Annotated in this window: 10 protein-coding genes; 3 read left to right on the top strand and 7 right to left on the bottom strand. The window is 61.8% G+C overall.

Annotated features, from left to right (window positions below):
- Positions 1-26: 26 nt before the first annotated feature.
- Positions 27-1,433 (bottom strand): cation:dicarboxylate symporter family transporter, encoded by a 1,407-nt coding sequence (locus GA566_RS18510; RefSeq protein ID WP_160473636.1) that lies wholly within the window; start codon positions 1,431-1,433, stop codon positions 27-29.
- A gap of 37 nt (positions 1,434-1,470) precedes the next feature.
- Positions 1,471-2,844: a 3-carboxy-cis,cis-muconate cycloisomerase gene (pcaB, locus tag GA566_RS18505; protein ID WP_137923466.1), complete on the bottom strand. Its 1,374-nt coding sequence runs from the start codon at positions 2,842-2,844 to the stop codon at positions 1,471-1,473.
- 127 nt (positions 2,845-2,971) lie between these two features.
- On the opposite strand from pcaB, the gene GA566_RS18500 reads away from it, so the two are divergent.
- The gene (locus GA566_RS18500) at positions 2,972-3,706 is read left to right on the top strand and encodes a GntR family transcriptional regulator (RefSeq protein ID WP_160473635.1); all 735 of its coding nucleotides are present in this window, start codon (positions 2,972-2,974) and stop codon (positions 3,704-3,706) included.
- 37 nt (positions 3,707-3,743) lie between these two features.
- Here the strand turns inward: GA566_RS18500 and GA566_RS18495 are convergent, their stop codons facing one another.
- Together GA566_RS18495 and GA566_RS18490 are read right to left on the bottom strand one after the other, a co-directional pair.
- The gene (locus tag GA566_RS18495; RefSeq protein ID WP_137923468.1) at positions 3,744-4,532 is read right to left on the bottom strand and encodes an SDR family NAD(P)-dependent oxidoreductase; all 789 of its coding nucleotides are present in this window, start codon (positions 4,530-4,532) and stop codon (positions 3,744-3,746) included.
- Positions 4,533-4,637: 105 nt separating this feature from the next.
- Entirely contained in the window at positions 4,638-5,243 is a 606-nt protein-coding gene (locus GA566_RS18490) for a PAS domain S-box protein (protein WP_137923469.1), read from the bottom strand.
- 260 nt (positions 5,244-5,503) lie between these two features.
- Between GA566_RS18490 and GA566_RS18485 the strand changes: the two genes are divergently transcribed.
- Together GA566_RS18485 and GA566_RS18480 are read left to right on the top strand one after the other, a co-directional pair.
- A complete protein-coding gene (locus GA566_RS18485; protein WP_160473634.1) occupies positions 5,504-6,940 on the top strand; it encodes a CAP domain-containing protein in 1,437 nt (478 codons plus the stop codon).
- A 404-nt stretch (positions 6,941-7,344) separates the two neighbouring features.
- Positions 7,345-8,925, top strand: coding sequence for an isocitrate lyase (locus tag GA566_RS18480; protein ID WP_137923471.1), 1,581 nt, complete (start codon positions 7,345-7,347; stop codon positions 8,923-8,925).
- Positions 8,926-9,020: 95 nt separating this feature from the next.
- On the opposite strand, the gene GA566_RS18475 is transcribed toward GA566_RS18480, so the two are convergent.
- The 3 genes from GA566_RS18475 to GA566_RS18465 form a co-directional block, all read right to left on the bottom strand.
- Complete coding sequence (locus GA566_RS18475) at positions 9,021-10,103, bottom strand: alpha-hydroxy acid oxidase (RefSeq protein WP_160473633.1); 1,083 nt, start codon at positions 10,101-10,103, stop codon at positions 9,021-9,023.
- 5 nt (positions 10,104-10,108) lie between these two features.
- Entirely contained in the window at positions 10,109-10,795 is a 687-nt protein-coding gene (locus GA566_RS18470; RefSeq protein ID WP_160473632.1) for a Fe2+-dependent dioxygenase, read from the bottom strand.
- 114 nt (positions 10,796-10,909) lie between these two features.
- The gene (locus GA566_RS18465) at positions 10,910-13,162 is read right to left on the bottom strand and encodes a TonB-dependent siderophore receptor (protein ID WP_160473631.1); all 2,253 of its coding nucleotides are present in this window, start codon (positions 13,160-13,162) and stop codon (positions 10,910-10,912) included.
- Positions 13,163-13,295: the final 133 nt, after the last annotated feature.

Here is a 13,295-nt window from a genome sequence, read left to right as displayed (position 1 = left end):
CTGCCTGAATTTTTTATGAAATGGGATTAGCGGGCCGTGGCGCGCGCCAGCGGTATGCCGCTGGAATGCGGGCCGACCTGATCGGCGTCCTCGCCCAGCAGGTTGCCGTCGTCGAGTGCGGCATCGGCCTGCGCGGTATTCGGATACAGCTCCGGGTATAGATGACGTTTCGCAGTGTCGGCATCGAACGTGCCGGACCACTTGGCTACCACCACCGTCGCCACGCTGTTGCCGATGGTGTTGCAGGTGGAGATCGCCATCGACAGGAAACGGTAGACGCCGAAGATCACCGCGAGCCCTTCCACCGGCAACACGCCCGTCGATGTCACCGTGGCGGCGAACACGACGAAGGAACCACCGGAGACCGTTGCGGCCCCCTTCGACGTCAGCAGCATCAGCACCAGAATGCCAAGCTGATGATCGAGCGACAACGGCACACCGTAGGCGTGGGAGATGAACATCACCCCCATCGCCATGAAGATGGAAGTGCCATCAAGGTTGAAGGCATAACCCGTGGGCAGCACCAGTCCAACCGTTTGCTTGGCGCAGCCCAGGCGTTGCAGCTTGATCAGCAGGCGAGGCAGCGCACTCTCCGACGATGCCGTGCCCAGCACGATCAGGATCTCGTCCTTGATGTAACGCAGGAATCGCCACAGGCTGAACCCTGCCAGTCGCGCCACAAGGCCAAGCACCACGGCGATGAACACGATCACCACGGCATAGAAGCTCAGCACGAACTCGGCCAGCGCCAGCAGCACGGCGGAGCCGTTGCTGCCCACGGAGTAGGCCACTGCGCCAAACGTGCCGATCGGCGCGAGCTTCATCACGAGATTGATGAACGAGAACAGCACCTCGGAGATGTTGTCGAGCCCTTCATTGATCTTGACGCGACGTGTCTCGGGAATCGCCAGGATGCCGATACCGACCATCACGGCCAGCACCACGACCTGCAGCAGTTCGCCCTTGGCGAATGCGCCCACGAAGTTGTCCGGCACGATATGCGCCATGAACTCCAGGAAGCCCTGCGGTGCAGCCGCCTTGACCACTGGCGCCGCACTGGCCGCGCCAACGCTGCTCATGCCCTTGCCGATCTCCAGCAGGTTGCCAGCCACCATGCCGAGGATCAGCGCGATGGTGGAGATCACCTCGAAGTAGAGAATGGATCGCCAGCCCACGCGCCCCGCACTCTTGACGTCGCCCGCCGAAGCAATGCCATGGACGATGGTCAGGAATACCAGCGGCGCGACGCCGGCCTTGATGAGCGACAGGAACATGTCGCCCAGCAGCTTGAGCTTGGCCGCGAATGCCGGAAACGCGAAGCCCACCGCGATGCCGAGTATCAGCGACACCAGCACCTGCATGCCAAGGCGGCGATACCAGGGCAGGCGCCTGGGTGTTGGAACGTCTGGAATCTGTGTGGATGCGGTATTCATGTCTGTCTCCTCTGGACGGGTAGCCGAATGCCGGCCCTCAGGCCACTTCGCCAGACAGCGCGATGGCGCGATCCACCATTTGCGGCGCGAGGCCCAGATAGTTCACCGGGTCCACCATGTGTTCGATGGCCGCACGGTCGAAGTGCTGCGTGACAGCGGGCAATGCGAGCAGTGCTTCGGCCAGCGTGCCGCCCTTCTCGTTCACGGTGCGGCAAGCGTCGTAGACCACGTCGTGCGCCTGCTGGCGGCCGATATGGGGCGCCATGCGCATCATCACGGCCTCGGCCACGATCAAACCCTTGGAAATGCCGAGGTTCTGCGCCATGCGCGGCACATCGACGATCAGGCCGCCCAGCGCGAATTTCGCTTGATGCAGTGCGCCGGCAGTCAGGATGAAACTCTCGGGAATGGCGATCCACTCGGCATGCCACGGGCCGGTGGCGCGCTCGAAGTCCTGCACCATGGCATCCACCATCAGGCCGGCGTGCTGGCGCACGGCCTTGGATGCGGCAAGCATCAGTTCGCTCGAAATCGGGTTGCGCTTCTGCGGCATGGTGCTGCTGGCGCCCCGCCCCTTCACGAAAGGCTCGTAGACCTCCGCGAATTCCGTGGAGGCCATGATCATGATGTCGAGCGCAATCTTGCCGAGCGATCCGGTGATCAGCGCCAGCAGGTTCACGGCTTCGGCAAACCCGTCACGTGCTACGTGCCAGGTGGTTGCCGGCACCCCAAGATCCAGTTCCTGAGCCAGCGCACGCTGCACGTCGAACCCCTTGTCACCCAGCGACGCCAACGTGCCGGCAGCACCGGCAAACTCCACCACGGCCACGCGCGGGCGCAGTTCGGCCAGTCGCTGTTGATGGCGATCGAACATCGCCAGCCAGATCGCCACCTTGTAGCCGAACGTCACCGGCAGCGCTTGCTGCAAGTGGGTACGGCCAGCCATCGGGGTATCGCGATGCTTCACGGCGAGGTCGGCCAGGATGCGGCGCAGCTCGCGGATATCGGCATCGATGCTGTCGAGCGCATCGCGCACCTGCAGCGCCACGGCGGTGTCCATGATGTCCTGCGTGGTGGCACCCCAGTGGACGTAGCGACCGGCTTCACCGCACATTTCCACCAGTTGATGCACCAGCGGCAGGATCGGATAGCCGACAATGTCGGTTTCCTCGCGCATGTGGTCGAAGTCGATCCGCTCGATGCGCGATTCCCGGGCGATGGCTTCGGCGGCATCCGCGGGAATGACGCCGACGCGGGCCTCGGCCTTGGCCAGGGCGACTTCGACGTCGATGTATCGCTGGACCAGCGCGCCGTCCGAGAAAATCTCGCGCATGGCCTTGGTGCCGAAGGCATCTCGGAACAACGCGGAATCGACAACGGTGCTGGCGGCGGGAATCGTGTAGTTGGGCATGGTGCGACCTTGTGGCAATCGTGCAGAAATTCGTATATGTTCGAACATATACGCCATTAAATATGTTCGAACATATTTGAGAAATCAGTGTTAACCCTGAAATGGTGCACGTGCAGTGAAAGGGCCAATGAGCAAGACAAATTCCGCAGAGATCAGCCGCGCGCTGCTGGACGGCATCACCACGGGCCGTTTCCCGGTAGGCGCCCTGCTGCCTACCGAGTTCGAGCTATGCGAGCAATTCCAGGCCAGCCGCTACACGATTCGGGCGGTGTTGCAGGAGTTGCAGGACATGGGGCTGGTGTCGCGCCGCAAGAACGTGGGCACGCGCGTGGAGGCCACCCGGCCGAAAGCCGTGTTCAAGCCGACCCTGGCGTCGGTGGAAGACCTGATGCAATTTGGTGAAGCGCACCGCCGCGTGGTGCAGTCGGTGGAGACTGTGACCGCGCCAGCCGAAGTGGCAGCCGACCTGGGCGGCGCACCCGATACGCAGTGGCTGCGCATTTCCAGCGTCCGGCTGGACGATGGTGACAGTGCTGCGCCGATGGCGTGGACCGACATCTATGTCGATGCCAGCTATGCCGATATCGGAGCCACTGTGCGTGATACACCCGACGTGCTGGTCAGCTCATTGATCGAATCACGTCATGGCCGCCCGATTGCGGAGATCGAACAGGAGGTGCGCGCCTCGACGCTGCAGGATGTGCGCATTGGCGATGCGCTTGGGCTCGAACTGGGCGCGCCGGTCCTGAAGATCGTGCGTCGCTATTTCGATGAGGCCGGTGAAACGTTCGAGGTATCGGTAACGATCCATCCGGCAGAGACGTTCTCGGTCACCACGCGCATGAAGCGCACCGCAGGGTAACCCGCGCCGATGGCCTCGGCGCGGACTCGGGCCAACGTCAGAACGCCGAGCGCACCACCCCGCCATCGGCACGCAATGCCGCGCCATTGGTGGCCGCCGATGCGGGCGAGCAGACATAGACGACCAGGTTCGCCACTTCCTCCGGTGTGATAAAGCGCTTCAGCAGCGATGAGGGACGAGCCTGTTCGAAGAACTGCTTCTGGAAGGCTTCGAACGACTGGCCACCGGACAGCTTCTCCACAAAATCGCTGACGCCTTCCGAGCTTGTCGGTCCTGGCAGCACGGCATTCACCGTGACACCCGTGCCCGCGCACGATTCCGCCAAGCCGCGCGAGATGGCGAGCTGTGCGGTCTTGGTCATGCCGTAGTGGATCATCTCGACGGGAATCTGGACGCCGCTCTCGCTGCTGATAAATACGATGCGTCCCCAGTTTTTCTTCTTCATCGCAGGCAGGTAGGCGCGCGACAGCCGTACACCAGACATGACATTGACGTCGAAGAACATCTGCCAGTCAGCGTCGGGGATGTCCTCGAACGGCTTGGGGTCGAACATCCCGAGGTTGTTGACGAGGATGTCGACCGTGGGAAACTTTGCGACCAGACCTTCCACGCCTGCAACGGTCGACAGGTCGCCTGCATAGCCGTGCACGCGCGCGTTGGGCACCGTGGCCGCCAGTTTATCGAGCGCCTCGGCCACGGAACGATCCGATCGCCCGTTCAGGATGACTTCCGCGCCTTCGCGTGCCAGTCCTGCCGCGATGGCAAATCCGATACCCTTGCTCGATCCGCTGACCAGCGCCAACTTGCCTTGAAGTTGATAGTCCATATCCATCCTTTCTGTGCGGCGATGGGACAGGACACATGGCCTTTCCGCGTTCGGTCCGCTTGATTTGCCTGATGCGTCACTACTGAAGCACAACCATCGATCACGCTAGCCACCATGCGGCGACGCGGACTCCAGTCCGCCCAGGCAGAGCGTGAACAATCCCAGCCTGCCTCTGACACCGAGCGTGCGATAAATGCTGGCAACACACGTCAGCACCTCGCGCTGGTTCATGCCTGTCCGATCCGCAATCTGCGCTTCGGATGCCGACGTCAATAATAGAAAAAGCACATCGCGTTCGGAAGACGCCAATGCGTCCACCACGGTATCGGGCAGTAGCAAGCCGCAGCGATTGTGGTGCAGGTCCGTGACATCCTGGGCGATGCCGAGTCGTAGCTGGTTGGCTTCCAGCCATCGCGCGGACCATCGGAAATGAACATCGGCACCACTGCGGTGCTGATAGCGGTTTTCGAATCCCTCGCGACGCTTGCCGGCCAGGACTTGTTGGGCCTCGTTCAGCGTCTTTGTACGATCGCCCGGGACCACGAGATCAAGGATGGGAAGACCAATGAGGTCGGACGCCGCAAAACCCAGCGTGGCCGAGCAGTTCCGGTTGACGTACTGAATCTTCCCGGAGGCATCTACCAGGAAGACATTCTGGATCGAACGATCCGCGATCTCGAGCAGCGACGATTCGCCTGAAAGATCCGCCATACCCCGGTCAGGTCAGAAATTGAGTAATGGCGATATTACACAGAATGATTCGGTATCAGAACCGCCGCACGATATTTGATGCGCCGTTCACCGCACAGCAACACCCCGACAGATATCTATCGTTGAAACGTCTTGCAGATCAGATGGAAGCGAAGTGCATTTGCATTTCGAACGCGCGTTTCTAGGCTGGAGCCATTGCCCGGACCCGCATCCACATGTCCCGCGTGCAAGAACAAGAAACAACAAATGGGGGGCCTGCGATGACAACGCGCACGGCAGCAGACACCACCTCGCCAAACCGGATTGCGATCGTTTCGATGATCCTTCTGGTCTGGCTCACGGCCTTCCACTCCTTTCCCGCCCTCGCCGCCAAGGAATATGCGCCGGTGGGCGGAGGCGGCGACTCCAGTGCCCGGGATGTATGCCCTGCCGGCCAGTTCCTGATTGGCATGCGCGTGCGTTCGGGTGCGTGGATGGATCAGATGTCGATTACCTGCGGCGCCATCAACCCTGACGGTTCGATCGGCACGCAGTCGAATGGGCCAACGCGCGGCGGAAATGGGGGCGGCCCCTCTCAAGGTACGTGCGGCGCCGGCAAAATCGTGTCGGGCCTCGGCATGTTATTCACTGAGGGGAATCGTCAGGTCCTGACCATCGATCTGAATTGCCGCTCCACCACTGGCCCGGATCGCAGCAATTTCAGGCTCGGTCAGGAGCCTCCGGGATTTTCCCGTTTCCCCACCGAGATTCAGCCGTGCCCGAACGGCGAGGCGGCCGTCGGTGTGCAAGGTCGATACGGCCGGCACGTCAATGCGTTGGGATTGATTTGCGGCACTTTCGCGCAGGTGGTTCCCGGTACAGGACCTGGGACCGGATCAACCGGGTCGACCGGAACAGGATGCGCGGGCCTGTCCGGCGACGACCTGGAAATGTGCACCGAGCACAATACCTATCGCGCCAGGCACGGCGTGGCGCCATTGACATGGTCGACCGAACTGGCCAATAACGCGAAGGCATGGGTGGCCGGCTGCCACAAGGCCAAGAACGCCAATAACGACGAGTATTTCTGCCACCAGAGTCCGCGCGGATGTGGGGCCGATCCCAATTATCGTTATGGCGAGAATCTCTCATTCGGATGGCCCAGCCGCACCGCGAAGGAGGCTGCCCGGCAGTGGTATTGCGAGAGCAATGTTTACAACTTCGACAACCCCTCACCGAAACTGGCTGGGGAAGACGATTCCGGATCGGTATTCGGAGACGCCTGCAACCCTGCGAATAACCCCAAGAAAGTGACCGGCCATTTTACTCAGGTGATATGGCGCGCGACCACGAAGCTGGGCTGCGCCAAGAACACCTGCTCGCAGGGTCAGACGCAAGGCACGCTCTGGGCCTGCGAATATGACCCGACCGGAAATTTCAATGCCGCAGAACCTGGCGTGCTGGCTCAGAACGTGCCGAAACCCATCCAGGGACTGGCCCCGATGATGGCGTTGGGTCGAAGCGCCTCGCCGCAGACGAACACGTTCATCATCTCGGACGTCGATCTCTATGACATCCCAGGCGGCGTCGGTCGGGTAATCGGCATCCTCAGACAAGGCCAGATCCTGCGCCTCTACGAATGCAAGGCCGACGACTGGTGCCGCGTCGAGGGAGGCTGGGTCTGGGGATCGTTCCTCGTGCGCAGCCACATTCACTAGCCGCGCAGCCGTTCACTCTGGCTGCGGATTCGCCCCGATCCTCTCGAATTGCGCAAACTGGCCGACCAGCTCGCCCTTACCGACGGACCTTCCTGCGAGGTGACCGAACGCATGGCCGCCTGACCTCCGCGCTTCGACACCTGAAAGCACGTTTCACATTGCGGGATTTGCGCCGGATTTCTCCGGCGCGATGTTTTCGTGGCCTGAAAAATCGTTCCACATCGCGAAATACAATAGCTATCCCGTTGAAATATAACGATAAATTAAGTCTTATGTCTTATATAAGACCTTGTTGCAACGCATCAAGCGAGGACTACAATTTTGTCCATGCGGTTCGCTTCGACAAACCGTGAAGCACCCCCAAAAACTTTTTGCGGAAGCGCTCAAGCCCTTAGGAGAGACACATGGCCCAATATCAAGACGACATCAAGGCAGTTGCTGGTTTGAAGGAAATGCAGGGCAGCGCTTGGGATGCCATCAATCCCGAATACGCCGCACGCATGCGCGCCCAGAACAAGTTCAAGACGGGTCTGGACATCGCCAAGTACACGGCCAAGATCATGCGCGCCGACATGGCCGCCTATGATGCCGACTCGTCCAAGTACACGCAGTCGCTGGGTTGCTGGCACGGCTTCATCGGCCAGCAGAAGATGATCTCCATCAAGAAGCACTTCAAAAGCACCGAACGCCGTTACCTGTACCTGTCGGGCTGGATGGTCGCTGCGCTGCGCTCGGAGTTCGGCCCGCTGCCGGACCAGTCGATGCACGAAAAGACGTCGGTGACCGCGCTGATCCGCGAGCTGTACACGTTCCTGCGCCAGGCCGATGCCCGTGAACTGGGCGGTCTGTTCCGCGAACTGGACGCTGCCACTGGCGCTGCCAAGGCTGCGATCCAGGAAAAGATCGACAACCACGTGACGCACGTGGTGCCCATCATCGCAGACATCGACGCAGGTTTCGGCAATGCCGAGGCAACGTACCTGCTGGCCAAGCAGTTCATCGAAGCCGGTGCCTGCTGCATCCAGATTGAAAACCAGGTGTCCGACGAGAAGCAGTGCGGCCACCAGGACGGCAAGGTCACCGTGCCGCACGAGGACTTCCTGGCCAAGATCCGCGCCATTCGCTACGCGTTCCTGGAACTGGGCGTGGACGACGGCATCATCGTGTCGCGTACCGATTCGCTGGGTGCCGGCCTGACCAAGCAAATCGCCGTGACCCACACGCCGGGCGACCTGGGCGACCAGTACAACTCGTTCCTCGATTGCGAAGAACTGACCCCGGACCAACTGGGCAACGGTGACGTGATCATCAAGCGCGATGGCAAGCTGCTGCGTCCGAAGCGCCTGCCGAGCAACCTGTTTCAGTTCCGCGCCGGTACGGGCGAAGCACGTTGCGTGCTGGACAGCATCACCGCGCTGCAGAACGGCGCCGACCTGCTGTGGATCGAAACCGAAAAGCCGCACATCGCGCAGATCGGCAACATGGTCAAGGAAATCCGCAAGGTGATCCCGAACGCCAAGCTGGTGTACAACAACAGCCCGTCGTTCAACTGGACCCTGAACTTCCGCCAGCAAGCCTATGACGCGATGCAAGCCGCAGGCAAGGATGTGTCGGCCTACGAACGCAGCCAACTGATGAGCGTGGAGTACGACAACACGGAACTGGCGAAGCAAGCCGACGAGAAAATCCGTACGTTCCAGGCCGATGCCGCACGCGAAGCCGGTATCTTCCACCACCTGATCACGCTGCCGACGTACCACACCGCCGCACTGTCCACGGACAACCTGGCCAAGGAATACTTCGGCGACCAGGGCATGCTGGGCTACGTGGCTGGCGTGCAGCGCAAGGAAATCCGCCAAGGCATCGCCTGCGTGAAGCACCAGAACATGTCCGGCTCGGACATCGGTGACGACCACAAGGAATACTTCAGCGGCGACGCCGCCCTGAAGGCAGCGGGCAAGGACAACACGATGAACCAGTTCTGATCGCGTCTGTTCCGGTAGTACGTTCCAAGAAAAACGCCAACCTTCGCGGGTTGGCGTTTTTTTATTGCATCGATCGCATCGACATATGGCAGGACCTACAGCGCCGTGATGACCTTCGACCGATCGATGGTATCGAGCGTCGCGCAACCCATCAGGGCCATGGCGATTTCGAATTCGGTTTGCAGCAACGTCAGCATGTGGGCTACGCCCGGCATGCCACCCACGGCCAGTGCATGCAACACGGGCTGACCGATCATAACGGCGGAGGCGCCGAGCGCGATGGCCTTGAACACATCGGTCCCGCGTCGGACACCGCCATCGAGCAGTACAGGCACTGCGCCGTTGACCGCCGCCACCACACCCGGCAGGCAATCCAGCGTCGCCGGTACGGTATCGAGCGTGCGGCCTCCATGATTCGACACGATGATGCCTGCCGCACCAGCCTCGATGGCGCGCGGCACATCCAGCGGATTGAGCAGGCCCTTCACCACCACGGGCAAGCGGGTTTCACGGCACAGCGCCTGCAGGGTGGCCCACGTGGGCGCGTTGTCGAGCAACCCCTTGAAGACCGGACTGCCGTTGCGCGCATCGAATGTCGGCATCGGCGCCATGCCATCGAGATTGACGGGGCGGACATCGGGCGGCAACCGGAAGCCCGCGCGTTGTTCGATATTGCGCACGCCGCTGATCGTGGCGTCGATGGTCAGGACCAGCGCCTTGTATCCCGCGTTTTCCGCCCGTCTCACCAGTGTCAGCGTGTCTTCCCATCGCGGCTGGAAATAGAGCTGGAACCAGACGGGTGCACTGCCGATGCGCGCCACTTCCTCAAGCGGCGTGCTGGCCTGCGTACTGACCGTCATCCACGTGCGCGTCAGCGATGCGGCCTGCGCGGTTGCCAACTCGCCCGCCGGGTACACCAGCTTGTGATACGCGGTGGGTGCAATCAGGATGGGCGATTCGAGGACTTCACCCAGCAGAATCGATCGTGCGGAAGCATTGGAGAAATCGGCCAACGCACACGGCATCAGCTTGACCCGGTCGAACGCGGCGCGGTTGTCGCGCTGCGTCACGCCATCGGCGGCGGCGCCCGAGATGTAGGCTCGTATCGGCGCGTCCACGCGTTCGTGGAAGCGACGTTCGTAGTCGTCCAGCGAAACGGTGTCAGGGGGAATGTGCATGCTGCTCACAGTTCGGCCCAGCGACGCAGCAGGTTGTGATAGTGGTTGACCAATGCCAGCACGGATGCCTGGTCATCGCCGAGCCGCTGGCGAATATCGATGATCGCGAGATCCAGTTCGTAGAGCATGCTGCGCTGCCCATCGTCCTTGACCATGGACTGCGCCCAGAAGAACGATGCCCATCGCGCGCCCTTGGTCACGGGCGTGACCTCATGCAGCGAGGACGAAGGATAGACCACCATGTGCCCCGCCGGCAGCTTGACGGTGTGCGAGCCATAGAGATCCTTGATGACCAGTTCGCCACCCTCGTATTCATCGGGATCGGAGAGAAACAGCGTGCTCGATACATCGGCACGGATACGCATGCCGCCCGAGCCCGGCACGGTGCGGATCGCGTTGTCCACGTGACTGCCGAACGTCATCGCGGTGTCGTAGCGATTGAACATCGGCGGCAACACGCGCAGCGGCAATGCCGCAGAGTGATAGGTGGAATTCCCGCCCAGCACGGTAAGGATCAGTTCCCCGAGTTCGCGTGCCTCGGCGCTGTCCACCGGCAACTGGAGATTGTGTTTGGATTTGGCAGCGAGATCGCCCGCCGTGACGCGCCCGTCCACCCATGGCGAGCTTTCGAGCCGTTCCCTGCAATAGCGGATCTGTTCGGGCGTCAGGACATCTGGAATCTGTACGAGCATGATGCGTTCGGAGGTAAGCAGGTGGAGGGGCGCGGACTCCGTATGGTAGCGGCTCCGCCCCCCCGGGCCTTGCGTCTGCGCAAAGCCCGACAATCGCCACGCAGTTGCCCGTGATCAGAACGTCATGCCAACGTTCAGCAGCACCGTCCGACGTGAAGTCGGAACCGCACGCACGGCACCAAACGACGACTGATAGTTCAGATGGTTCGTCAGGTTGTAGCCATTGAGCGAGATACGGTACTTGCCCTGCCTGTACGCGATCATTGCGTCGAGCGAGAAGTTGTCCGGCATCTTGGCGGTGTTCGCCGAATCCGCCCAGTAGCCCGTGGCGTACTGCAGTCCACCGCCGATCGTCAGTTGGCCAGGCACCGGCAGCAGCGAGTGCGGAATGTCATACGCCGTCCACAGCGTGATGTTGTGCTTCGACACGCCCGGCGCCGTGTTGCCGACGGTAGTCGCCGTGGAGGCCGACGTGACTTCGCCGTTCAGATAGGCATACGCCACGCTAGCCGTCCAGCCACCGACGATACGGCCACTCAGGCCAAGCTCGACGCCACGAATACGCCGGCCTTCGCCAGAATCGGAGAAGCCATTGGTGATGTCGCCGGTGGCCGGGTCCACCGTGTACGCATTGCTCTTCTTGGTCTGGAACAGCGCACCGGTCAGGCCGAGCCGCTTGTCGAGGAAGTCCAGCTTGGCGCCCACTTCGATGGTGTCCGCGCGTTCCGGCTCGTTGCTGAAGCCGTTCTGCGGCACTTCGGAACCCACGCCGCCCACTGCCACGGCGATGTCGGTGCCCACCGGACGATACGTGCGCGAGAACGACGTGTAGAACATGTAGTCCTTGGTCGGCTCCCAGATGGCGCTGATGGCCGGGCTCAGCTTCTTCGAGTCTGCGCTGCCGCCCAGCGTCGATGCGCTGGTGGCGTATTCGCTGCGGAAGTAGTCCCAGCGCAAGCTGCCCAGCAGCGAGATCTGGTCGTTGAAGTAAACGCGGTCGCTCATGAACACGCCCACGTTGGTGGCGTTGGCGTCGCGCGTGTTGTTGTAGGCAACCGTCGCATTCGGGCTGTTGTAGAACACCGGGTTGACCACGGTCTGGTTGTTGTTGCGGCCCGTCCAGCTACCCTGGTCACGATGATCTCGCTGGTAGATCGTGTCGAGACCGACCATCGCCTTGTGGCGGATGCTGCCGGTCATGAACTCGCCCTTGGCGCTCAACACGTTCTGCACACCCCAGCCGCGCTGCAGGTAGGTGGTGCCTCCGCCCGCGCCATACGGCAGCGCGACGTTGCGTCCCGACAGCAGCGTCTGCAGGTTGGCGTACGTCAGCGAGGCCGGATTGGTTGACGAGAAATCGCGCTCGTAGAAGCTGAAGCGCGTGTCGTTGCTGATGGTGATGCCGTTGTCGAGCCTGGTCGAGAAGTTCGACGAGACGATGTGCGCATCGGTGGTATCGCGGTCGGTGTTGCGCACGTACGAGGTGGACGACGAGATACCCGGCACGCCGTATTGCGTGAGCGGACGCAGGATGCCATCGGACCCCGCGGCCAGCGGCACGCCGAAATCAGGCGCGCCACTGCGATGCAGGTACGAATAGTTCAGGTGCCATTCCGTGCTGGTGCCCAGGCCCGTACCGAAGTCGATGGCGACGCCGCGGCGGTCATCGTCCACGTTGTTGCGATCGGCCACGCGTCCGTTCTGGAACATGCCGTTGATGCGCAGGGCCGAGGTGTCGTTTAGCTTGAAGTTGCTGTCCAGCGTCGTGCGATAGGTGGCATCGGAGCCGATGCCCTGATCGATGCTGGTGCTGGTGTTGAGGTTGGCTTTCTTGGTGGTCTGGTTGATCAGGCCACCCACGTTACCCACGCCGAAGCTCTCGCCCGACGGCCCCTTGATGACTTCGACGCTTTCCGTATTGAACGCATCGCGCTTGTACGCGCCAAAATCGCGCAGGCCATCCACGTAGATATCGCCCTTGGCCGAGAGGCCGCGAATCCGGAACTGGTCGCCGTTCTGGCCGCCGTTGCCTTCGCCGGTGGAGATCGTGATGCCCGGCACGTTCTTGAGGATCTGCTCCAGCGACGTGGCGTGCTGCTGCTCGATGACTTCCCTCGGCACCACGTTGATGGTCTTGGGCGTTTCCTTGACCGTTTCCGGCAGCCGCGAAATGCCGAGCGATGCATCGTTCGTGTTTTCAATGCCACGACCGGTGACCGTGACCTGCGGCAGCACGTTGCCGCTGGCCGCGCCGGATACCGATTCGGTGGCGGACTGGGCATGGACGGCGAGCGGGAACAGGACGAGACCGGCGGACGCGCCCGAGACCAGCAGGCGGATGGCATTGGCTATTTTTCTTTGCTGCACGGAAAACTCCAGAGGAAGGACATTCGGTCTTGACGTGCAGCCGAGCCTTCGCTGGAGCAATCACCCTCCCCGTCAAAAGAGGTCATCACTGCAAATCGACGCCGCCAGACAGCGGGCATACCCGTCAAAATGC

Origin of the sequence: Cupriavidus sp. SW-Y-13 (assembly GCF_009793345.1) — a bacterium.
In the GTDB taxonomy this organism is placed as follows: Bacteria; Pseudomonadota; Gammaproteobacteria; order Burkholderiales; family Burkholderiaceae; genus Cupriavidus.
This window is presented reverse-complemented; position numbering and strand designations above follow the sequence as displayed.